18 protein-coding genes and 3 pseudogenes are annotated in these 22339 nt (G+C 68.8%); 10 read left to right on the top strand and 11 right to left on the bottom strand.

All coding sequences use genetic code 11. The features are described from left to right. Positions 1 to 45 precede the first annotated feature (45 nt). A complete protein-coding gene (locus ACZ607_RS19600; RefSeq protein WP_469736161.1) occupies positions 46 to 3261 on the bottom strand; it encodes a bifunctional cytochrome P450/NADPH--P450 reductase in 3216 nt (1071 codons plus the stop codon). A gap of 253 nt (positions 3262 to 3514) precedes the next feature. Here ACZ607_RS19600 and ACZ607_RS19595 point away from each other — a divergent pair, with 253 nt between their 5' ends. After that, positions 3515 to 4576: a zinc-binding dehydrogenase gene (locus ACZ607_RS19595; protein WP_469736160.1), complete on the top strand. Its 1062-nt coding sequence runs from the start codon at positions 3515 to 3517 to the stop codon at positions 4574 to 4576. An 85-nt stretch (positions 4577 to 4661) separates the two neighbouring features. On the opposite strand, the gene ACZ607_RS19590 is transcribed toward ACZ607_RS19595, so the two are convergent. Both ACZ607_RS19590 and ACZ607_RS19585 read right to left on the bottom strand, forming a co-directional pair. Further along, positions 4662 to 5351: a DUF1345 domain-containing protein gene (locus ACZ607_RS19590; protein WP_469736158.1), complete on the bottom strand. Its 690-nt coding sequence runs from the start codon at positions 5349 to 5351 to the stop codon at positions 4662 to 4664. Between the two features lie 879 nt (positions 5352 to 6230). Further along, entirely contained in the window at positions 6231 to 6482 is a 252-nt protein-coding gene (locus ACZ607_RS19585; RefSeq protein WP_469736156.1) for a ricin-type beta-trefoil lectin domain protein, read from the bottom strand. An 852-nt stretch (positions 6483 to 7334) separates the two neighbouring features. Here ACZ607_RS19585 and ACZ607_RS19580 point away from each other — a divergent pair. Next, positions 7335 to 7481 (top strand): annotated as a pseudogene (locus tag ACZ607_RS19580) (IS701 family transposase); the annotation flags it as partial. 455 nt (positions 7482 to 7936) lie between these two features. Next, positions 7937 to 8791 (top strand): DUF6924 domain-containing protein, encoded by an 855-nt coding sequence (locus ACZ607_RS19575; RefSeq protein WP_469736154.1) that lies wholly within the window; start codon positions 7937 to 7939, stop codon positions 8789 to 8791. Positions 8792 to 10796: 2005 nt separating this feature from the next. Here ACZ607_RS19575 and ACZ607_RS19570 read toward each other — a convergent pair. Further along, on the bottom strand, positions 10797 to 11762 hold the full coding sequence (locus ACZ607_RS19570) for a pirin family protein (protein WP_469736152.1): 966 nt from the start codon (positions 11760 to 11762) through the stop codon (positions 10797 to 10799). Positions 11763 to 11882: 120 nt separating this feature from the next. Between ACZ607_RS19570 and ACZ607_RS19565 the strand changes: the two genes are divergently transcribed. Next, a complete protein-coding gene (locus tag ACZ607_RS19565; protein WP_469736150.1) occupies positions 11883 to 12251 on the top strand; it encodes a tetratricopeptide repeat protein in 369 nt (122 codons plus the stop codon). Positions 12252 to 12358: 107 nt separating this feature from the next. On the opposite strand, the gene ACZ607_RS19560 is transcribed toward ACZ607_RS19565, so the two are convergent. Continuing rightward, positions 12359 to 13054 (bottom strand): TetR/AcrR family transcriptional regulator, encoded by a 696-nt coding sequence (locus ACZ607_RS19560; protein WP_469736148.1) that lies wholly within the window; start codon positions 13052 to 13054, stop codon positions 12359 to 12361. Positions 13055 to 13129: 75 nt separating this feature from the next. Then, positions 13130 to 13882: an SDR family oxidoreductase gene (locus tag ACZ607_RS19555; protein WP_469736146.1), complete on the bottom strand. Its 753-nt coding sequence runs from the start codon at positions 13880 to 13882 to the stop codon at positions 13130 to 13132. A 188-nt stretch (positions 13883 to 14070) separates the two neighbouring features. On the opposite strand from ACZ607_RS19555, the gene ACZ607_RS19550 reads away from it, so the two are divergent. Next, on the top strand, positions 14071 to 14625 hold the full coding sequence (locus ACZ607_RS19550) for a GNAT family N-acetyltransferase (protein ID WP_469736622.1): 555 nt from the start codon (positions 14071 to 14073) through the stop codon (positions 14623 to 14625). A 110-nt stretch (positions 14626 to 14735) separates the two neighbouring features. Here ACZ607_RS19550 and ACZ607_RS19545 read toward each other — a convergent pair whose 3' ends face one another. Both ACZ607_RS19545 and ACZ607_RS19540 read right to left on the bottom strand, forming a co-directional pair. Then, positions 14736 to 15401 (bottom strand): 4'-phosphopantetheinyl transferase family protein, encoded by a 666-nt coding sequence (locus ACZ607_RS19545; RefSeq protein WP_469736144.1) that lies wholly within the window; start codon positions 15399 to 15401, stop codon positions 14736 to 14738. After that, entirely contained in the window at positions 15398 to 16303 is a 906-nt protein-coding gene (locus ACZ607_RS19540; RefSeq protein ID WP_469736142.1) for a metallophosphoesterase family protein, read from the bottom strand. Before ACZ607_RS19540 ends, ACZ607_RS19545 begins: the two co-directional genes overlap by 4 nt. Positions 16304 to 16479: 176 nt before the next feature. Here ACZ607_RS19540 and ACZ607_RS19535 point away from each other — a divergent pair, with 176 nt between their 5' ends. The 4 genes and pseudogenes from ACZ607_RS19535 (at position 16480) to ACZ607_RS19520 (ending at position 18814) form a co-directional block, all read left to right on the top strand. Beyond that, on the top strand, positions 16480 to 17367 hold the full coding sequence (locus ACZ607_RS19535; protein WP_469736140.1) for an SDR family oxidoreductase: 888 nt from the start codon (positions 16480 to 16482) through the stop codon (positions 17365 to 17367). A 51-nt stretch (positions 17368 to 17418) separates the two neighbouring features. Beyond that, a pseudogene (locus tag ACZ607_RS19530) lies at positions 17419 to 17789 on the top strand (VOC family protein). Positions 17790 to 17870: 81 nt separating this feature from the next. Continuing rightward, positions 17871 to 17972: pseudogene (locus ACZ607_RS19525) on the top strand (cysteine hydrolase); the annotation flags it as partial. Between the two features lie 242 nt (positions 17973 to 18214). Further along, positions 18215 to 18814 (top strand): flavodoxin family protein, encoded by a 600-nt coding sequence (locus ACZ607_RS19520; protein WP_469736138.1) that lies wholly within the window; start codon positions 18215 to 18217, stop codon positions 18812 to 18814. 16 nt (positions 18815 to 18830) lie between these two features. On the opposite strand, the gene ACZ607_RS19515 is transcribed toward ACZ607_RS19520, so the two are convergent. Further along, complete coding sequence (locus tag ACZ607_RS19515) at positions 18831 to 19223, bottom strand: SgcJ/EcaC family oxidoreductase (RefSeq protein WP_469736136.1); 393 nt, start codon at positions 19221 to 19223, stop codon at positions 18831 to 18833. A gap of 34 nt (positions 19224 to 19257) precedes the next feature. Next, positions 19258 to 20430, bottom strand: coding sequence for an epoxide hydrolase family protein (locus ACZ607_RS19510; RefSeq protein WP_469736134.1), 1173 nt, complete (start codon positions 20428 to 20430; stop codon positions 19258 to 19260). A 158-nt stretch (positions 20431 to 20588) separates the two neighbouring features. On the opposite strand from ACZ607_RS19510, the gene ACZ607_RS19505 reads away from it, so the two are divergent. Next, positions 20589 to 21800 (top strand): phospholipase D-like domain-containing protein, encoded by a 1212-nt coding sequence (locus ACZ607_RS19505; RefSeq protein ID WP_469736132.1) that lies wholly within the window; start codon positions 20589 to 20591, stop codon positions 21798 to 21800. A 78-nt stretch (positions 21801 to 21878) separates the two neighbouring features. On the opposite strand, the gene ACZ607_RS19500 is transcribed toward ACZ607_RS19505, so the two are convergent. Continuing rightward, positions 21879 to 22166 (bottom strand): DUF4190 domain-containing protein, encoded by a 288-nt coding sequence (locus ACZ607_RS19500; RefSeq protein WP_469736130.1) that lies wholly within the window; start codon positions 22164 to 22166, stop codon positions 21879 to 21881. Between the last annotated feature and the right edge of the window lie 173 nt (positions 22167 to 22339).

Raw genomic sequence — 22339 nt, 5'->3', positions numbered from 1 at the left:
TGGGCACACCCGGAAGGTGCGCCCACCACCGTTTCTGCGTGAGGATCAGCCGGCCCAGACGTCTTCGACGTAGCGTCCGGACGCGACGAGCTCCGCCAGCCACGCCACGGCCTGCTCGTCGCTCGCGCCGGTCCGCTCGCGGTGGATCGCCATGAACGCCTCCCGTACGGCGGGGGCCATGCGACGGCCGTCGCCGCAGATGTAGACGCGTCCGCCCGCCTCCAGGACCGACCACACCTCCTCGCTCTCGCGGGCGATGCGCTCCTGGACGAAGCGGGCACCGTTCTCGGGCGCGTGCATGAAGGTGGGGCGCATGCTGACGGCGCCGGCCGCCTCGGCCGCCTCGAACTCGTCCCGGTGCAGGAAGTCCACGTCGGGGTGGTCGCAGCCGAAGTAGCAGAGCAGGGTGCCGGTCGAGCCCGTGTGGTGGCGGTCCAGGACGGCTCCGCGGAACGGTGCGAGGCCGGTACCCGCGCTGACCAGGATCACCGGCACGGAGGTGTCCTCGGGAAGCCGGAAGGACTCGCTGCACGGCAGTACCCGGGCCTGGATCACGTCGCCCGCGTCCACGGTCTGCAGGAAGTGCGAGGCGATGCCCCGGAAAGTACCCTCGCCCGACCGGTGAGGCGCGGCGAGCAGCGACACCATCAGGTCGGCCTCGCCGGGCCGGGCCGCGGGGGACGACGAGATCGAGTAATGCCGGGGACGCAGCACAGGCAGGAGCTCCAGGAAGCTCTCGAAGGGCAGCTCGCACGCACCGTAGCGCTCCACGAGGTCCAGGACGCTGAGCCCGGCGACGGTCACCTGCTCCCGGAAGGTCTCGGGATCGGCGGTGGCGAGGGCGGTGAGCGGCTGCTTCTCGGGCGGGCAGGCGGTGTGCTCGGCGAGCACGGCGACCTGCTCCTGGGTGGCCGCGTCCTGGAGCTCGACGAAGTCGGTGAGCAGGCGGCGCAGGGTCAGCGGCCGGTCGACGGGCAGGGCGGCCCGGCTCCGGCGGCGGGCGCGGAGCCGGACGGTGCGGTCCAGGTCGAGGCCGAAGCGGTCGGCGACGCGCTGGACGAGGGCCTCGGGGTTGCTGGGCAGGACGGCCAGGTGGTCGGCGGTGCGGTAGGTGACGCCCTCGGGCAGCCGGAGTCGCAGGAACCGCTTGGAGCGGCCCAGTTCGTGGTCGGTGTCGACGAGTTCGTACGTTTCGAGGACCTCCATCGGCTGGACGCCGTGCCGTTCGGCGAGACCGCCGAGGACCGACTCCGAGGTGTCCTCCAGCTCGTACAGTCCTTCCCCTTCCGCCTCAGGCGCAGGGCCGACCGCTTCACCGGCGGTCGCCTCGCCGTACTCCTCCAGGAGCGCCTTCCACAGGTCTTCCGTCCACTGGTCGACCATTCCGCCGAAGTCGCCGGAGGCGTCGGCGCTGCCGCGCTCCAGGAGCGGGACGGCGCCGGCGGCGGTCAGACGCTCGTCGATCAGGGTGGGGATCCGCTGGTAGGTGGCTGCCCAGTTGCGGTCGCCGACACCCAGGACGGCGTAGCGCAGCCCGGTGAGCGAGCCGGGGGCCAGGTTCTCCAGGGAGGCGACGAACCCGGCGGCGTCGTCGGTCGGGCGACCGTTGTAGGAGGCGGCGACGATGACGACGGGGCCTTTGGAGTCGGCCAGCCTCTCTGTGTACTGGTCGAGGGAGGCGACGGTCGGGGCGAAGCCGTGCTCCTCGCCGTCCGTGCCGAGGTCGCGGGCGATGCCGGCGCAGGTGCCGAGGTTGGAACCGTGGAGCAGCGTCAGCGCGGTGCCGCTCGCCCGGCGTGTCACGACCGCGGTCCGGCCCCTGGCGGGATCCGCCGCTGCGGCGGCGGGCAGGCGCCGTTCGTCGCTGGTGCGGCGGGCGAGCCTCAGGCTGAAGCCGTCGGGCTTGATCGTCAGCGTCGACTTGATCTTCATCTGGTAGTCGGTGTGGTCGATCAGACGATAGCGGTGCACCAGCAGGCCGAGCAGCAGAGTGGCCTCGTGCAGCGCGAACTGGCGCCCGATGCAAGCCCGTTCGCCGCTGCCGAACGGCTTGAAGGCGTGCACCGAACGGGCCGCCTCCCGCTCGGGGGTGAAACGCTCGGGATCGAACAGCTCGACGTTCTCCCCCCAGGTCGCGTCGCGGTGCAGAGCTGAGGCGATCACCATCAGCGATTCACCCTTGCGTACGGGGTACTTGCCGCCGATGACGGTGTCCTCGATCGGCTCGACGGCGTACGCGGGCGCCGTCGGCCACAGCCGCAGGCTCTCGTTGAGCACCTGGCGGATGTAGGTGAGCTTGCCGATGTCGCCGTACTGGGGGTCCGGGGATTCGGTGTCGCCCCACAGGGCGTCCACCTCGGCCTGGGCCCGGGCGAGCACCTCCGGATGCTTGGTCAGGTAATACAGGGCGAAGGAGAGCGCACTACTGGTGGTCTCGTGGCCGGCGATCAGGAAGGTGATCACCTGGTGCCGGATGTTGACGTCGTCCAGGAGCTCGCCGGTGGCGGGGTCCTTCGTGTGCAGCATCAGCCCCATCAGATCGTCCGTGCTGGTGTCCCCGGAGGCGCGGCGCTCCTTGATCACGTCGTCGACGAGGTCCGTCATCAGGTCGATGTCCGCGCGGAACTGCTCGACCTTCTTCCTCTTGAACAGTTCGGAGCCAGGGATGGACTCGCCCTTCTCCTGAGCGAAGACGAGAGCCCGGGACATCGCCTCGACGAAGGGGTGCAGGTCGTCGCGGCGGAAGGACTGGAAGTCGTAGCCGAAGCCGCACAGGCCGATCGTGTCGAAGGTCAGCCGGGTCATCTCGTCGGGCACGTCCACCGTCTGCACCCCGGCCAGCCGGTCCCACTTGCCGATCAGCGAGCGGGCGACCTGGAGCATGGGGGCGTGGTAGCTGCGCATCGAGCCGAGCGAGAACGCGGGCATCAGGATGTCGTGGGCCTTGCGCCAGTTCGGCTCGTGGTTGTAGGCGGTGAACAGGCCGTCTCCGGCCAGAGCCCGCACCTCGACCAGGTCGGTGTGAACGTGCTTGCGGAACCGGCTCTCGTCCGACAGTTCGGTCACGAGGTCCAGACCGCCGACCATGACGGTGTCCCTCCCGAAGAGCCGCAGCCGGTACACGGGCCCGAATTCCCTGAACTCCTTCAGCAGGTAGGCCAGGAAGTCCGCGCCCGCGGGAACGTTGAACGCGTGGCCTACGAGGGGCAGCGGGGGGCGCTCGGGGATCGCCCGTGCCGCGCCTACGGACACCTGAGTCATGAGCGTGCCTTTCGTTGCACTCCAGCAGTCACCAGCCAACATACATGCGACTTTGTCGGGTGAACATGTCGGGTGACTGTATTGAATGACACAGCCATGGGGCGGAACTCGGAACCTGCCGCGAACGTACGGCGGAAGCGGCTTGACAGGCGACCTCACCAATGGACACGGTTAAGCGACATGGTCACTCGACCACGTCAAGCGCCTGAGCTACGTGCGCGCTTCTCTTCACCGAGCACATCGAGGTTTCCGCATGAACACCATGCTGGCCGGGCGGCTGCGCCTGGACACCCGTACCTTCGCCGTCGAGGAGGTTCCGATCCCGGTTCCCGGTCCGGGCGAGGTCCTCGTGGAGGTGCGGGCGGCGGGCGTCTGCCTGTCGGACGTCCACCTGATCGACGGCAGCCTGAGTCCCTTCTTCCCCACCGACGCGGTCACTGAGGCGGGCGCCGTCACCCTCGGCCACGAGGTGGCCGGAGTCGTCCATACCCTCGGCCCGGACGTGAAGGGCAGCTGGACGCCCGGGCAGCGCGTGGTCCTCCAGGCCGGCGAGGCGTGCGGCGACTGCGGCGGCTGCCTGCGCCGGATGACGTGCCACCGACCGCTCACCCGCGGCCTGGACTACGACGGCGGCTGGGCGCAGTACACGATCGCCCGCGAGGGCACGCTGCTGCCCATCCCGGACGACCTGCCCTTCGATCAGGCCGCGATCATCCCCGACGCGGTCTCCACCCCGTACGCCGCAATCGTGGGCACCGGCGCCGTCCGCCCCGCCCAGGCGGTCGGTATCTGGGGCGCGGGCGGCCTCGGCGCCCACGCCGTACGGCTCGCCCGGATGGTCGGCGCGGCCCCGATCATCGCGATCGACCCGCTGCCATCGGCCCGCGAGCGAGCCCTCGTCTTCGGCGCGGACGCCGCCCTCGACCCGCTCGCCCCAGGCTTCGCGGAGGCGGTGCGGGAGGCGACGGCCGGGCGCGGCCTCGATGTCGCCTTCGACTTCGCCGGCGTGGGCGCCGCCCGCGCCCAGGCCGCGTCGGTCCTCGGTCCGTTCGGTTCGCTCGTCCTCGCCGGACTCACTCCGGAGCCGGTTACGATCGCCGACAGCATCGGATTCTGCTTCAACGTCAACCAGGTTCGCGGCCACTACGGCTCCGAGCCCGAGCACGTGGAGCAGCTCGTCGGCCTGGCCTCCGCCGGACGCATCGACCTGGCCCCCTCCATCACGGCCCATGTCCCGCTGGCCGAGGCCGCGGACGCCGTCGCCCGCCTGGAGAAGAAGGTCGGCGACCCGATCCGCCTGGTGCTCACCCCCTGAGCAGGAGGGGCGGCGGCCGGCTCTCCGCGCACGGCGCGGACGATCCGGCCACCGCCCCCACCGTCCGGGGATCAACAGCACCCCGTCAGGCGCCCTTCCCCCCGTCCAGCGCCGCGACCATGCCGGCCACGATCACCGTGTTGAAGACGAACGCGATGGTCGCGTTGGCCGCCACCGTCCGGCGCATCTCCCGCGACATCACCGTGACGTCCGTCGTACCGAACGTCGTCATGACCGACAGGGCGAAGTACACGTAGTCGGCCCAGGCCGCCGTCTCCCCACCCGGGAAGTCCAGCGCCGCCTCGTCCTCCACGAGGTTGTCGGCGTAGAACGCCACCGTGAAGGCGACCAGAACGGAGATCCAGGCAACGGCGACGAGACCGAGCGCCATGAGAACCCGCACGGTCGCCGGGAAGGCGGAACCCAGATGCCCGGGACGCCACACCGCCGACACCACGAGCGCCGCCGACGCGATGAGGACCGACACCCCGGGCCCCGGCGCGGTCCCGAGGAGATAGCGCTGCAGCACGGTACCTCGCGCCTCCCGCCGGGTCCACGCGCGAATCCGTTCCGGCGGCGCGGCCGAGAAGGCTCTCAGCGTGACCACCAGATAGCACAGCAGGTAGGCGAGCAGTGCCACCACGCCCAGGTCTGCACTCGAGGCGAACACCGACCCCGGCGCGAGAACCCCCAGCAGGCCAAGAAGCACGGCGACACAGACCCCGACGACCGTGCTCACAGCGGACCGGCGGCGCTCAGAGAGCCATGAATGCACCGGCAGTGCCTCCTCTCGAACGCCCTACGCATACGGCGACAACTGCACGGCTCGGCGAAGGAACGTGAATCACAGCGCGATCGCACGAAAGAACGCAATGACACCAACATGACATGCCGTTGGGCTTGCTGGCGTCACGCACCCCGGAAGCATCGCACCGACCCGGCGTCGACACATCTTCGGACGTCATAGGCATGCGAACCCAGGCAGGCGGCAGGTCGTTCAACGCTCCCTGAAAGGTCACGGAACGTCACTATCGAGAAGCGGATGAGGCGAGGGACAGCCAGCGGCTCGGCAGCCACCGCCACACAGCCGAGGGTTCCGACCGTCACTCATAACGACCCATCAGAAATTGTACCGCCCGTGCGTCACCTGCGTCAGATACCGCACTTAACACTCATAACACACTCGATAAAGCCGCAGGTCAGCGACCCTTTTCGGCGGGCTCAAGGATCGCGACACACTCGATATGGTGGATCATCAGGAACATGTGGAGACAAGCCGAACAAAGCAGGATAGACGTCAATGGCCGGTTTCCGAAACCGGCGATCGTCCGGATGATCTGAAGCAACCAAACCCGAAAGGCGCTGCTGACAAGAATGCCCCACCAGAGCAGCGGATCGCCGCATGATCCATTCAGTCCAGATCGCATCCGCGCCACCTGGAGTGGTAAAGCGAGTGTCGAAGACGCCGCCCGAGCATTTGGCATGTCGAGGTCGAAGGGATACGACCTTCTGCGCCGCGGAGAGTTCCCTTGCCGTGTGCTACCGATCGGCCGCGCAGCACGAGTCGTTGCCGCCTCGCTCCTCCACGTCCTCGAGAGCGGTGAACCCGAGTACGACGAAGCCATCAGCGCGCACCAACCCAACCTGACCAGCCTTACGAGGAAGCCCCGCCGAAGCAAGTCGGCGGGGCCTTCTTGGCGACGGGCGCGCTCCAGGTCCCGCTGGGCTGGTGGCTGCCGCAGGCGTAGGTGGTGACGGCGGCCCTGGTGTCGTCGAGGGCGCCTCCGTTGATGTCGGCGCACTGGCCACCGGCCTTGAGATTTCCGGGGCGGTTGTAGGTCCAGCTCTGCTTCGTGTCAGTGGTGCTGCACGTGCGGAGCTTGAGGCCGGCGCTCTCGCCAGACATACACAGGCCGGGGTCGGGGAGGGAGGCAAGACGGCCATCGGAGTGACGCTGGCACTGCTGGTTGGTCGGCCCGCCGGTAGATATCGAGATGATTCGGCGCGCCGAAGACGTGCTCCAGGTTCGCCTAACCGCAGAGCTATGTCGACCTGCTGTTCGTCCAGAACGGCGGTATTTTGAGCAACCGCTGTTTCCCCACAAGCTTTCCCACGTCACGGGCATCGGATCATGCGTGCATCGATGCGATCTGGGGAGTGGGAGGCGCGTACGGAGTGGATGCCATGTCACCTGAAATATCACAGAGTGGTGATATCCGGAAGTTGGCGCAGTATTCGGAATGACTCCCTCCGGAGGGCACGACACCGTGATGTTCGACTACTCCTCGTGCGGTTCGAACGGCGAGCCTGCCATTTCGTACGTCGACGAAGACAGGTAGCCGGGACAAATTGCGAATTCGTTTTCAGAATTTCTGCACGAGCTCGTTTCGTGCCGGGGATACGGCGATGACGCAGACTAATTGAATTCGGTGAACCATTACGGTGGCGACCGGATCGGCAACCGTGGCCCGCGACGCACGTCGCGCTAAGGCGACAGCCTTCAGCACTCGTTCAGAGTGAGACATAACGGCCGCAAATGCAGACATGAAGCCCCGCCGGATCTATTCTGGCGGGGCTTCGGCGTGGGTTGACAGCATCAGTTGAGGGCAGCGCCAGCGGACGCCGGTCGTCTCGGTGGTCTTCAGGTGGCCGAGCGCCGTGCTGCGGTGTCGATGGCCTGGCGCTGGAGGCTGCGTCGGACGGGAACGTACAGTCACAGCCCACAGCGTCTGGACGGTGCGGGCGAGCACATCCCGCGACCGACCCCGCCCCGGGCCACCACCAGTTGCTGATCCGCCGCAACCGCACCACCGGCGAACTCGCCTACTACCGCTGCTTCACACCCCAGCCGGTTCCGCTGACCAAGCTGGTGCGAGTCACCGGATCCCGATGGCGGGTGGAAGAGCCGCCATCAAGCCCGGTCCCGCACCAGTCATTACCGGCGACAAGCCGCATCCCAAACATGAAGATCACGATCTACAGCTGGAGTGTGGAGCTTGAATGAAGTTTCACTCACGACGGAACCTGCTGCAGGTCTCACGCTTCCACTGAAGCTCTTAGTGAAAATCAACACCAGCTAACCAGTTCATTTACATCTAAGCGTAACGGCGGGGTCAGGCGCTACAACCACGCCCTTTCTCTTCCTGGATTTTTCGATCAGAAAAAGACCGATTCAGCACCCTCACCATGTGGAATATGGATTGCGAATACCACCAGCCGCACGACGGACGGCCACCAGCATCCGAAGCTGTCACATGTCAGCAACAGCCTGGCCCCTGCAGCAGCCACGAGGTGTATCCTTTTTCGGCATCTGCTGGACGCCCACCTTCCGCCTCAGACCGATAACAGAAAGGCACTTCCGTGACCTTATTTCCGATACGGGAAGGAAATCCCGTAGTTCGAACAGATTTCACCAATCAACAGGATTGGGACACCCTGTGCGAGTTCATCGACCAACGCAACCTGGAAGGGCTGCTCACCACCGTACGGATCATTGACGATCATCTGTACGAGGCGATGACAGCGGACCAACTCCTCGGCTTGATACCCAAGGATAGCGACTGTGTATACATCGCCGTGCCTGAAACGTGTACCACTGAGTCTGCGGGCCGAGGCGAGGACCGAACGCTGCTCTTCGTGAACGCAGACCGCGAAAACCAGGGACACGGAAGATCATTTCGCGCCCGCCTCCGCGACTGGGCTTCTATCGATGCCAACCTTTCGGCAGCGAACATGGAGTTCGAGGAGTACCGCGAGCTGATGGAAAGCGTCGGCGCCGTCCCAGGCTCCGGATCCGGCGCCCCGGACTCCGGGGCCAATCGATCCTTGATGCGGCGCAAGATGGAGGGCCTGCCCGTACTGGCCGAGATAGAGGTCGGCTCCTCCCTCCGGCGCGGCCTGCTGTCCTCAAGGTCCGGCAGCTACCTTCTCATCAATCAGGATGACGGCGACGTGGTCATCTATCGCTCGGAAGACGGCGCGCCGGTGTGGCGAACCGGCACGCATCTTGAGGACGAACTGACCGGTCTATCTCAACGGCTGGCCCTCCAAAGCGACGGCGACCTCGCGCTCTTCGCCCCCACTGGCGTACGGGTGTGGAGTGCTGGCGCGCAGGGCCGGGGAGGCCGGCGTGCGATTCTCAGCGACCAAGGAAGGCTCGCAGTTCTGGACGCAGATGGTCGTGAAGTCTGGTCTTCCGGTTTCCAGGCCCTGTGAGAGGGCTGCCCGGGCATGAGGGTGTTGCAACCCTGGCGACGTGGACCCCTGCCCAGGGTGTCTGGGATACACCGCAGGCCAGCCTGCTCTGCGGGCACTCGGTGCCGTACTCGGATCCCTGGCCGACCTCGGGTACGACGCGAAGTGGCTCGTGCTTCGCGCCTCCGACGTCGGGGCCCCCACACCGCAGCGAGCGGACCTTCCTCGCCGCATGGCCCACCGGACACCCTGCTGAGGACGCCAACCAGCAACATCGGGAACGACAGGGGCTCGCAGCATCCGTCGAAGCGGAAGAGCGGGGGGCACGGTCCGAACCTGGCCGACGGGGTCGAATGGCTGCTGCTGCCGACCCCGAAGGCATCGGACGGAACCAAGGGCTCGCCGAACCAGCGGCAGGGCAATGGCGACATGACCCTGCCCAGTGCGGCGGCGCCTCTGTTGCCCACGCCGAGAGCCAGCGACACGGGCACCGCGGGCCGCCGCCCCGAGAAGGGATGGCGGCCTCCCTTGTCGGCGGCGGTCCTACCCCTCTGGGCGGAGGAGACGCCGGAGGCCGGGGCCGCGGGCCAGCGATGGGCAACGTACGCAGCCGCCATCACCCTATGGGAGAAACTCACCCGTCCCGCGCCCGAGCCAACCGATGCGGCCGGACGGCTCCGCTCGGACTTCGTGGAGTGGATGCAGGGCCTCGACCCCGGCTGGGTCACCGGCACCCCGGGCCTCGGACGCCCGGCACAGCTCACCGCGCTCGGCAATGGCCTCGTCCCCCAACAGGCCGCCCGGGCCCTACAGTTGTTGAACTCACCACTCCACCCGTGCTGTTGCTGCACGGCGCCGTGGCACTCTGTGCCGTACACCGGCACCGTCGCTACCACCACGACGGCGCCGGAGGCCGGCCGGGCTCTGCTACTGGCTAAAGACCGCCCACAGAATGATCACCCCGTCCCCCTCGCTGCTGATCCTGACCGGCAAATCGGCGTTCGCCGCGACGGACGCGATCGCCGGCCCGCAGGGCGTCGCAGGGGAACGGCGGCCTACACCGTCCGCAACGACCTCGGTCGACGTGACTGTGGCGCTCTTCCCACGGCATCGGTAGGCAACACGCAGCATCGGCTCCCCCGGCCCTTCGGGTAAGCGGATCACCACCGACTCACCCGGGACAGACCTTCCGGAGTCCAGGATGCGCCCGGGGCCGTGCTTGTGGAGATCAGAGAGGAAAACCCGCAACGCCTGGGCGACCGCGTCATCTCTGACGCGGTCCCGCGCGGTGATGCGATGGAGCCCGTGGCGACAAGCGCGGGGGCAGCTAGCCCCGAGACGGAGAGCGCTATGAAGTTTGCGCGCCGTCGGAGAGGACGACGGTAGAAGGTCTCTCGCTCATGCCCGGGCATTTCGGGGAGGCCCTGATTTCTGGTCACGAATTGTGTTCCTGCACGGCCGGTCCGATGGCACGGGCAGGGAACCGGCTCAGGTTTTGGCGTAGGAACGCAGAGCTTCCGCCAGAATCGTGAAGAGAAGACCTGACCGCCGTACACAGCCAGCTCCTTAAGGCGGGCAAAGTCGTTGAGGTAGAGGGGGACTTCGTATCGCTGCTTGACGGTGAGGTGGGCCGAGACGAGTTCGACGTTCATCTGCCGGCCGTCGAAGACCCAGAAGTCCTCCACGGCCGGCATGCGACTGCGGTCGGCATCGCGCGGGATGATGCCGATCAGGGCTAGAGCCTCACCACTACGCGCCTCAGGGTCACGCCTACGTCGCGCTGACCCGCTCACCGCAGTCAGTCGATCGCTCGATCTCACCTTGCCGGCTCCTGACGCTCCGTCAGTCAAGTCAGCATTGGGTCAGCATTAGGTCTACCAAAGCGGCCCAAGCACGAGCACACCTTGGAATCCTGGGCACGTGAGAAGGAAGCCTTTCCTGGGAGGGAGAAATGATTCCGCTTCCACTTGTGGGGCTCCACTGCCGCGACCAGGAGCGCATCAGCCCCCGTTCACATCATCGCAGCTCAACGCACCCTTCCCCGTGGTGTCAGCGCCACCGGCGGGAGTTGGGGAGCGGGCAGTCGGCCTCCGTCGTAGCCCTTCACCTCCCCGAACCGGGTGCTGGTCATCCAGTCCGAGCGCGCCTGCTCGATCTCTTCGTGGGAGCGCCCCACGAAGTTCCACCACATGACGAGCTCCTCCTCGAACGGCTCGCCGCCGAGCAGCATCAGCCCCGCGTCGGAGTCGGCGCGCAGCGGCAGTTCCGTGCGGCCGCAGCCGAGGTAGAGCATCGAGCCGGGGACGACCGGGACACCGTCGACGTGGGCCTCGCCGGACATCGACAGCACTGCGTACTCGAAGTCGGGGTCCAGCGGCAGCCGGGCTTCGGCGCCTGCGGTCAGGGACAGGTCGGCTCCGACGATCGGGGTGTAGGCCGTGCCGGGTGAGGTGGCTCCGTCGAGTTCTCCCAGGATCACGGTGGCGGTGAATCCCGGTGCCGTGACGGCGGGCAGGTCGGTGTGGTGCTGGAAGTGCGGTTCGACGTGCCGGTGGGCGTCGGGAAGGGCCACCCAGAGCTGGGCCCCGTGGAGAAACCGGGCGTGCGGTTTCGGGCTCTCCTCGGAGTGGCTGATCGCCCTGCCGGACGTCATCAGCCCCAGCTCACGCGGCCGGATCTGCTGGAGGCTGCCCAGGCTGTCGCGGTGCAGGACCTCCCCGTCGTGCAGCCAGCTGACCGTCTGCAGACCCATGTGAGGGTGCGGCGGCACCTGCATGCCCGGTTCGTCGGCGATGTCGTCGGGGCCGTAGTGATCCACGAACGCCCAGGCGCCGACCATACGACGCCCCAGGTTGGGCAGCAGTCTGCGGACCTCGGTGGACTCGCCGAGCTGGACACGGCGCGGGGTGAGGAGTTCACGTACGGGTTCGGCGACGACGAAGCCGCGTCCTCCGCAGACGGAGACACCGGCCTGGCGATCGAGATTGCTCATGGCGCACAACCTATTCCCGTACGGTCATGGAGCGCCTGCCCCCACGCCGAAATTTTAGTGGAATGTTCAACCACCTTGGTGTGTTGACGCCGCTGGAAGCATTTCGGCCGAGGAGGAGAAGTGGACGAGACCTACTACGAGTTCGGTACGCCCGCCGACCGGTGGGACCGGGCCCAGCTGTTCTTCGAGGCGAAGGAGTACCTGACGGCGGCGCGGATCCTCGGCGGGCTGGTTCAGGAGGTACCGGAGCAGGTGGCGCCGAGGCTGCTGCTGGCGCGCGCCTACTACCACTCGGCCCGGCTCGCCAAGGCCGAGGCGGAGCTGCGTGAGGTCCTGGAGCTCAACCCCGTCGAGGACTATGCGCGGCTGATGCTCGGGCGCACCCTGGAGCGTCAGGGCCGGCCCGTAGAGGCGGCCACACATCTGCGGATGGCTCAGGCGATGACGGGAGACCTCGACCCGGGCCTTCAGGAGGGTCAAGAGCGGTAGGAGCAGCAGGAGCGGTAAGCGCACCAGGGGCAGCAGAGGCAGGCGCGACACGCGGGCAGGGAAGCGGGGGCCGAGGAACATCGCTTCCCGGCCCGCACGCGACCGGCTCATCGCTCCGCGTTCGACACCCGGTCCAGCCATTCGGTCATCAGCGCGGATTCAGCCGTGCTGAGCCCCGATCCGTGCGACCGGCGCAGGAGCGCTCCGAGCCGGGCGGCGGCGGAGGGGACTTCTGTGTCCACCGGCCCGCTCGCGCTGACGTCCGGGACGAAGACGGAGGCGTGCACGGCGTCGCGCAGACGCGCCGAGATCATGGCGTCCGGGAAGGTCGCGGGCCGGGAGACCAGCATCAGCGCGACGCCCGTCGTCGCCGACATGATCATCTGGGCGGCGAGTTCGGGTGCCACACGCAGCTTCCCCTGCGCGGCCGCCCGCTCCAGGTCCCGTGTCAGGATGCGGTGCGACTCGAGGGCGGCCGCCGGTGGCGTGCGCATCGCCGGGGAGTTCATCAGCCGGTACAGATTCGGGTTCCGGAGGGCGAACTCGACGTGACTGTCCCAGCCGTTACGGAGATCCTCGACGGGGTCGGTCGTCTCGCCCCGCTCCCGCTTCGTCGCCAGGTAGGCGTCGAAGCCGTGGTCGACGACGGCCGACAGCAGGCCTTCCTTGTCACCGAAGTGCCGGTAGAGAGCAGGCGCGCCGACCTGTGCGGCCTCGCACACGGCCCGCGTGGAGATGTCCCCGTCGGGGGACTCCGCGACCAGCCGTGCCGCGACTTCGAGAATGCGCGCTCGTGTACTCATCGGAGGGACGCTATCAAGCGGATCACGCACCGCATGGGGCGATCCCGACGGTGGGGGCCGGGGGCCGGGGGCCGGTCAGATGATTCCACCGTTGGCACGCAGCACCTGGCCGTTCACCCAGCGCGCGGGGCCGGCGAGGAAGGCGACGACCTCCGCGATGTCCTGAGGAGCACCCAACCGCTCCAGGGGAGGCTGCGCGGCCATCCTCGCGATGGTCTCCTCGTCCTTGCCGTCCAGGAACAGGGCGGTCGCGGTCGGCCCGGGCGCTACGGCGTTGACCGTGATGTCCCGGCCCCGCAGCTCGCGGGCGAGGATCAGCGTCATCGCCTCCACGGCTCCCTTCGTGGCGGCGTAGGCGGTGTAGCCGGGAATGGCCAGGCCGAGCACCGAGCTCGAGAAGTTGATGATCGCTCCCCCGGTGCGCAGACGGCGGGCCGCCTGCTGGTTTACGACGAAGGTGCCCCGGATGTTGGTGCGGTACATCCGGTCGAGCGCCTCCAGGTCGAGGTCGACCAGCGGCGAGAGTGACATGACGCCTGCGGCGTGGACGACCACGTCCACTCCCCCGAACGCTGCCTCTGCGGCGTCGAAGAGGGCTGCGACCGCCGCCTCGTCCCCCACGTCCGCCTGGTGTGCGAGGGCCGAACCGCCCGCGTCGGTCACCGCAGCGACGGCGGCTTCGGCCTCCGCCTTGTTCCCCCCGTAGCTGATGACCACCGCGAAACCGTCGGCCGCGAGCCGCTCGGCGCTCTCGCGGCCGATGCCGCGTGACCCGCCGGTGACGAGAGCGACCCTGCGTACGGGGGTGGCGTGCTGCTGCTCGGTCATGACGATGCTCCTGTGGCAGAGAGGTTGCCGCTGGTTCCACGAACCCTGACCGAATCAACGCTACCACCATGGTGGTAGCGTCGCTACCTCAACGACGTAGCGCTGTTCATAACGTCGCTACCACGATGTGGGTGCGCATACTCAGGTGCGCCCGTCCTCCATCGGGTGATAGTCAGGCCGCCATGGACCTGGACACCCTCATGACCGCCCGGCTCGCACTGCACCCGCTGACCATCCCGGAAGCGCTGGTGGTGGAGGCCGCCGATCCGGGCAACCCTCCGGACGGAGTGCGGTGGGCACCCGGGTACCCGGACGACGGCGACCGGGCGGGCGCCCGGCGGTTCCTGGCCGCCTGCGCGAGCGTGGGCGGCAGCACCCAGCCCTTCGGTCCGTACGAGATACGACGCCGGTCCGACGGATCTGCGATCGGCGGCGCCGCCTTCCACGGCGGACCTGACATCGCCGGCCAGGTCACCGTCGGATACGGACTCATCGAGTCGGCGCGTGGCCGGGGCTACGCCTCCGAGGCGCTCAGGGCGCTGCTCGCCTTCGCCCGGTCCCAGGGGGTTCTCTCCGTGAAGGGCGACGCCGACCTGGACAACGTCGGGTCCCATCGCGTCATGGCATCGGCCGGCATGCGGCTGGTGGCGGTGGACGACCGGCTGAAGCACTACCGCGTCGACTGGCGCGGCACCCCGTCGGCCGGCGGCCGAGAGCCGTGGCCCCACGACACGGCCCGGTGAGCCGGGGCCCGCCGGGTACGTGCCCCGCCTGAGACGGAGCCCGCCGGGTTCCGTGCGGGACACCGATCCCTCCGCCCCCACGCGCTACCGGCGTCGGCACCGCGCACCCCTCATGCGGAAGGGGCCGCCGGAAGCACGATCGCCGTCACCACGAAGCCGCCGTCGATCAGCCACCTGCCCTCGTACGACCTCGGCATCCCCGGCGCCGTCAGCGCGAGCGAGGCGACGAACGTACCCTCGGTGGCGCCGCCCGCGCTCGTACGGAACTCGATCTCGGCCTCGTCGAAGTCGAGTTCGATCCGGGTGAGCGGGAACCATGTCTTGAAGACGCTCTCCTTGGCGCTGAACAACAGCCGGTCCCAGTGGATCGCGCCCGCGCCCAGCGGCAGCCTTTCCCGTTCCGCGGGCACCGAGATCGCCTCCCACACGCCGGGCGGAAGCGGTTCGTTCGGCTCGGCGTCGATACCGACCGCGCGTACGTCGGACGCCCTCGCCAGTGCCGCCGCGCGATAGCCCTCGCAGTGCGTCATGCTGCCGACGGTCCCCTCCGGCCACAGCGGCGTGCCCCGGTGACCGGTCATCACCGGCGCCGGGGGCAGCCCCAGGGCGGCCATGGCCCGCCGCGCGCAGGCCCGTACCGCCGCGAACTCATGCCGGCGCCGGTCCACACTCGTGGCCACCAGCCGCGCTTCCTCCGGGTACAGGCTGCCTGCCGGAGCGTCCGTCTCGTGGGTGTCCGCGCACGCGACGTACGCGGGGAGAAGCCGTTCGATCACGTGATGTCGCCCTTCGCGGCCACGGGCCGCTGTTCCTCGTACGGCAGGATCTGCCGCAGCAGCCCGCGCGGGTGCCCGCGCTTGCGCCACTCCCTCGGGTAGCCGATGGAGACCTCCTCGAACCGCACACCGTCGTGCCAGGTCGTCCGGGGGATGTGGAGGTGTCCGTAGACGACGGCGGCCACGTTGAACCGGCGGTGCCAGTCGGCGGTGAGTTCCGTACCGCACCACTGGGCGAACTCCGGGTACCACATCACGTCGGTGGGCTCGCGCAGCAGCGGCCAGTGCCCGGCGATGACGAGCGGGACGTCCGGGTCGTGTGCGGTCAGCCGCTCCTCGGTCAGTGCCACCCGGGCCCGGCACCAGTCGTCCCGGGTCGGATAGGGGTCCGGGTGCAGCAGGTACTCGTCGGTGCAGACGACGCCGGCCTCGTGGGCGCGGGCGAGGGACTCCTCCTTGGTCGCTGTTCCCGGTGCCCTGAAGGAGTAGTCGTACAGGAGGAACACGGGCGCCACCGCGACGGGTCCGTCCGCGCCCTGCCACACGGGGTACGGGTCCTCGGGCGTGGTCACGCCCAGCTCACGGCACACCTGGACGAGGTGGTCGTACCGCGCCCGGCCGCGCAGCCGTACGGGGTCCTTGTCCACCGTCCACAGCTCGTGGTTGCCGGGGGTCCACACCACGTGGGCGAATCGGGCCGCGAGCAGTTCCAGTGCGTGTTCGACCTCTTCCGCCTGCTCGGCGACGTCTCCCGCGACGATGAGCCAGTCCTCGTCGGACGAGGGGTGCAGCCGGTCGGCGACGGGGCGGTTGTCGGCGATCCCTACGTGGAGGTCACTGACCGCGAGAAGGCGGCCGCGGCCTTCCGGCCGAGGGGGCACGGACCCGGTGGTGGAACTCATTGTTCGAATTTACAGTCTCCACGGTCCCGCCGTGGCCACCCCGCTCGACGTGCCCGCCGTTCACCCACCCGGGATGATTGACCAGCCACCACCGGGGAACGCGGCGCGACATGACCGCACGCCCGCCGCCGTCGGCGAAGAGGCGGCGAGCGGCCGAGCCGAGGGAGATGACGCAGATGACTGACGCCGAGCGGCCGCAGGACCCGACCCAGCGCCATCCGCGGCCCGATTTCCCCCAGCAGGAGCAGGAACATCCGGGCCGGACCGGGCCGATGGAGCCGGCGCCGGACCACGGGGAGGACTCCTACCAGGGCAACGGGCTGCTGCTCGACCGCAGGACCGTCATCACCGGCGGCGACTCAGGTATCGGCCGCGCGGTCGCCCTGGCCTTCGCGCGGGAGGGGGCGGACGTGCTGTTCACGTATCTGCCCTCCGAGGAGAGCGAGGCGGAGGAGACCTCCCGGCTCGTGGAAGAGGCCGGGCGGAAGGCTGTTTCCGTCGCCTGCGACATCCGTGACGAGAAGCAGTGCCGGGCCCTCATCGAGAAGGCGGTCTCCGAGTTCGGCCGGATCGACATCCTGGTGAACAACGCCGCGTACCAGATGTCCCAGCCCGACGGGATCGCCGCCATCTCGACCTCCCAGTTCGACCGGGTGGTGCGGACCAATCTGTACGGGATGTTCTGGCTGTGCAAGACCGCTCTGCCGCACATCCCGGCCGGCGGCTCGATCATCAACACCACCTCGGTGCAGGCCTACAAGCCGAGCCCCCACCTGCTGGACTACGCGATGACCAAGGGCGCCATCGTCACGTTCACGCAGGGACTCGCCCAGATGCTGGCCTCCGACGGGATCCGCGTCAACGCGGTCGCGCCCGGGCCGGTCTGGACGCCCCTCATCCCCGCGACCATGCCCGACACCACGGAGTTCGGGAAGCAGAGCCCTCTGGGCAGGCCCGCCCAGCCCGCGGAGATGGCGCCCGCCTATGTCTTCCTCGCCTCGTCGAACGCCTCGTTCATCACCGGCGAGATCATGAACGCGACGGGCGGCACACCGCTGCCGTGACCGTGATGGTCCCGGGCGGACACCCCTTGGCATCTGACGAAAGGACCGGACATGCCCGTCGCGACGTACGGCCTCGTGGCTCTCGACTGCCGTGACCCGCCTCCCTGGCCGGCTTCTACCAGGGTGTTCTGGGGGGTGAGGTCTCGAAGTACGACGAGGACTGGTACGACCTCCGTGTCCCGGGCGGCGCACGCCTCTCGTTCCAGCGGGCGGCCGACCACGTTCCCCCGGAGTGGCCCCGGGGCGACAGGAATTCGCAGCAGGCGCACCTGGACCTCGATGTGACGGATGTCGAGCGCGCGCAGGAGGAGGTGCTGGCGCTGGGTGCGACGCCGCTGGACCTCGACGACCGGGGCGGTGAGCGCCGCTTCCGCGTGTACGCCGACCCGGCGGGGCATCCGTTCTGTCTCTGCTGGGAGTGAGGCCGCGCACCCGCCGCCCGATCCGACGACGAGCCGTGTCGCCCCCGCGCGGCACGTCACGCACGGCGAGAACGAGGAGCTATGAGCCGAAGTGCCCTCATCGTCATCGACATGCTCAACACGTACAGTCACCCGGATGCCGACCTTCTCATCCCGTCCGTGCGCGATGCCCTCCCGCACCTCCCGACGACGCTTCGCTGTTCGTGGTCAAGGCCGGGGCGCAGGCTTCCCCCAGATGATGGAGCGGAACATGGCCGCGTCGATCAGCAAGGCCGCGAGCGTCGAATTCTGAGTACCGCCACGTGCGGGCGCTTCCTGTTCCGTACGGTGCATTTCCGGGGCCGCGCCGAATCGGTCACGTCCGCCGCGGGCACAGTGGCGCCGAGACCGACGTACGAACACCCTCCCGAAGGAGTGTCCCCGCCATGCGTGCTCTGGCCTTCGTCTGCACCTTGAACTCCTCTCCCACGCCTTCCAGCAGCCATCTCATCGCCGACCAGGTGATGGCCGAGTTCGAGGAACTCGGGGTGAGCGGCGAGGTGGTGCGGGTGGCCGACCACGACATCCGGCCGGGGGTGGGGCTCGACATGGGCGACGGTGACGCCTGGCCCGCCCTGCGGGAGAAGGTCATGGCGGCCGACATCCTCCTCATCGCCACCCCCATCTGGCTCGGTCACCCGTCCAGCGTCTGCCAGCGCGTCCTGGAGCGTCTGGACGCCGAACTGTCCGAGACCGACGAGCAGGGCCGGCTGCTGACGTACGGAAAGGTCGCCGTCGCGGCCGTGGTGGGGAACGAGGACGGCGCCCACAAGGTGAGCGCCGACCTGTTCCAGGGCCTCAACGACCTGGGCTTCTCCCTGGCCCCGGGAGCCGTCACCTACTGGGTCGGCGAGGCCATGCGGGGCACGGACTACAAGGACCTCGACGGCCCGCCGGAGACGGTCGCCTCGACGACGCGCACCCTCGCCGTCAACGCCGCTCACCTGGCCGGGCTGCTCAACGGCGGCCCGTACCCCGCCTCCTGACAGGCCGTCGCCCGGGCTATCCGGTGTGGACCTCGGTGTTCTGGCAGGCGTGCAGCAGCCATGGGCCGTCGTCACGCTTCGTCATGACGTAGAGCGGGGCGCCCTCCGAGTCGCCCTGGGCCGAGTGGTACACCTGCCGGACCTTGACGGCCGCCACATCGGACCGCAGGAACTGGACGTGGACCACCCGGTAGGTGACGTCGCCGTCCCACTGGGCTGCGGGCAGTACGGCGCGGGTGAACTCGGCGATCGCGTCGAAGCCGATCAGGACCTTGCCATGGCCGGTCGTCCAGAGGGCATCGGGGTGGAAGAGCGCGAGGAAGCCTTCGGCGTCCTTGGCTCGCTGAGTCGCCTCGACGGTGGCGACCACCTGTTCGATGGCCTTGATGTCAGCTGCTTCGGTATGCATGCGGCCCACCCTGTGACCTCGACCGCGCTTGAGGTCAAGCGGCTGCGGCCCGGTAGGGGCGGAAGAAGGCGCGGAGCTCCTCCGCGTAGATCTCCGGCTCCTCGAACGCAGCGAAGTGTCCGCCGCGTGCGGGCTCGGTCATGCGCACCATGTTCGTCGTGCGCTCCAGCCAGGCCCTCGGCGGTCGGACGACGTCACCGGCGAAGATCGAGAAGCCGGAGGGCACCTCGACCCGCCGGGCGAGCTGGGCGGGCGGGATGGCGGCGTTCGCGCTGTACATGCGCATGGATGATCCGATCGTTCCGGTCAGCCAGTACAGCGTGATGTTCGTCAGGATCTCGTCCTTGGTGAAGCTCCGCCCGACGTCACCGCCGCAGTCGCTCCAGGCGCGGAGTTTCTCCAAGGTCCACGCGGCGAGCCCGGCCGGTGAGTCGTTGAGCCCGAAGGCGGCGGTCTGGGGTTTCGTCCGGTGGATCGCGGCGTAGGCGCCCTCGGCTCCGCTCCAGGCCGCGACGTCCTCCATCCAGGTCCGTTCCTCGGGCGTGAGGTCCGCCGGGTCCCCGGTGAAGACGGGCAGGCCGCCGTCGGTGCGGTGGACGGCCACGACCCGGTCGGGGTGGTCGAGGCCGAGATAGCGGCTCACATGGCTGCCGACGTCCCCGCCCGCCGCGCCGAACCGCTCGTAACCGAGGACGGTCATGAGCTCGGCCCACAGACCGGCGACGGCGATCGAGTCGAGCGGCCGGCCGGCGGGCCGGTCGGAGTAGCCGAAGCCCGGCATGTCGGGGACGACCACGTCGAACGCGTCGGCGGGGTCCGCGCCGTGCGCACCCGGGTCGGTGAGCAGCGGGACGACCTTCGAGTAGCGCCAGAAGGAGTCCGGCCATCCATGGCTCAGGACCAGTGGCAGCACCGGCCCGGCGGGCGCGACGGCCTTGGCGTGCACGAAGTGGATCCCCAGCCCGCCCACCGGGACGCGGAAGCGGGGAAGCCGGGCGAGCGCGGCCTCCTGCGCCGGCCAGTCGAAGTTCTCCGCCCAGTGGGTGACGAGGTCGCGGAGCTCGTCGAGGTCCGTCCCCAGCGACCACCCGGCGTCCTCGGGTGCGTCGGGCCAGCGCGTCGCGCGCAGCCGCGTGCGCAGGTCTTCGAGGGCGGCGGGCGGCGTGCGCGGGAGGAAGGGCTCGGGGCGGGGCTGGGCTTCCGGCATGAGCGCATCCTAGAGGGCCGTGACCGCGCTGTGACCGAAGGTTCTGCGGCGTTCCGCCCGGCGTGGGGCCCGCCCCCTGACTCGCCCGTTCGGGGTGCGCGGCTCCCCGGGAGTACAGTCGCTCTCTGCCCCCGTCGCCCCAGTTCACCAGGTGAGAGATGTCCAGCCACATAGATGAGAGATCCACGCAGGACAGAACCGATGACGCGGTCTACGCACAGCGCACGCACCGGCTGCGGCGGCGGCTGGAACGGCTGATCGGTATCGCCGCGACCGAGGGCAACAAGCTCGTCCCCCTCCGCAACGGGAACGAGATCTTCGCCTCGATGCTGGAGGCCATCCGCGGCGCGCAGCACACCGTGGACATGATGACGTTCGTGTACTGGCGGGGTGACATCGCCCTCGAGTTCGCCGAGGCGCTGTCGGAGCGGGCGCGTGCCGGTGTGCGGGTGCGGCTGCTGCTGGACGGGTTCGGTTCCCGGCTCATCGAGAAGGACCAGCTGGCACTGATGGACGAGGCCGGGGTGGAGGTGGCCTGGTTCCGTAAACCGCTGTACCTCTCGCCGCTCAAGCAGAACCACCGCTGCCACCGCAAGGTCCTCATCACGGACGAGGAGTCGGCGTTCACCGGTGGGGTCGGCATAGCCGAGGAGTGGTGCGGCGACGCCCGCGACGAGAGCGAGTGGCGGGACACCCACGTACGGGTGCAGGGTCCCGCGGTGGACGGTCTGGCCGCCGCGTTCGCGCAGAACTGGGCCGAGTGCCACGACGAGTTGTTCACCGAACGTGACAGGTTCGTCGACGCCACGCAGCAGGGGGACGCGATCGTCCAGGTCGTGCGCGGGTCGGCCGGCTACGGCTGGCAGGACATGCAGACCCTGCTCCGTGTCGTCCTGGAGTCCGCCGAGGAGCGGATCCGGCTCACCACGGCGTACTTCGCGCCCGACGCGTACTTCATCGGTGTGCTGTGCGAGGCCGCCCGCCGGGGCGTATCCGTGGAGATCCTGCTCCCCGGCCCGCACACCGACAAGCGGGTGTGCCGGCTGGCCGGTCAGCACTTCTACGAGGAGCTCACGGCCTGCGGGGTGAAGATCTACCAGTTCCAGCCGACCATGCTCCACACCAAGGCGCTGACGGTCGACGGAGTCGCCTCGCTGATCGGTTCGACGAACTTCAACCGCCGCTCCCTGGAGCACGACGAGGAGGTCATGCTCGCCGTCCTGGACCGGGAGTTCACCGTCACTCTGGACGGTCACTTCGATGAGGACGTGGAGCGCAGCACCCTGATCGACGGGGCCCGGTGGAAGCGGCGTTCGCCCGTGCAGAAGATGCGCGAGGCCGCCGTCCTGCCGATCCGCCGCTGGCTGTGACGCGTACGGGTACGGGCACGGGTATGTGCGCCACCACGGGGAGTGGTGGCGCACACGTTCCTCCGGTCGTACGGCGGGTCAGCCGCCCACGTACCAGCTGAAGCCGCCGGACGAGGCGGCCACGGCCATCAGGACGATGAAGAGGATCACGTCGATGATGCCGAGGACCAGTCCGGCCTTCGCGATCCCTGAGCCGCCCTTCGCGGCGACCTGACGCAGGCCGAGGGCGCCGAGAACGATGGCTACCGGGCCGAGGATCACGCTGAAGAAGATGAGGCCCACGATTCCGCAGACCAGGCTCGCGATGGCGAGGCCGTTGGTCCCGGACCTGGGAGTGGCCATGGACGAACTGTCGTAGTGCGACATCACTCTCTCCCGTCGGTTCGTCGTACTGGTGCTTGCGATCGTGCTGTGTGCGTGTGGTGAAGTGCGGGTGCCCCTCTTACGACCGCCCAATCACCCGGTTCTGCCGGGGTGTGCCGGGTCCCGCCGGGGGCATACGGGCTGTCACCTGCCGTTTGACGGGTGAAGGGAGTGGT

The sequence above is a fragment of the Streptomyces sp. NPDC104381 genome, assembly GCF_055583745.1.
The sequence above is the reverse complement of the archived record's forward strand: the minus strand, read 5'-3'. Positions and strand labels throughout refer to the sequence as shown.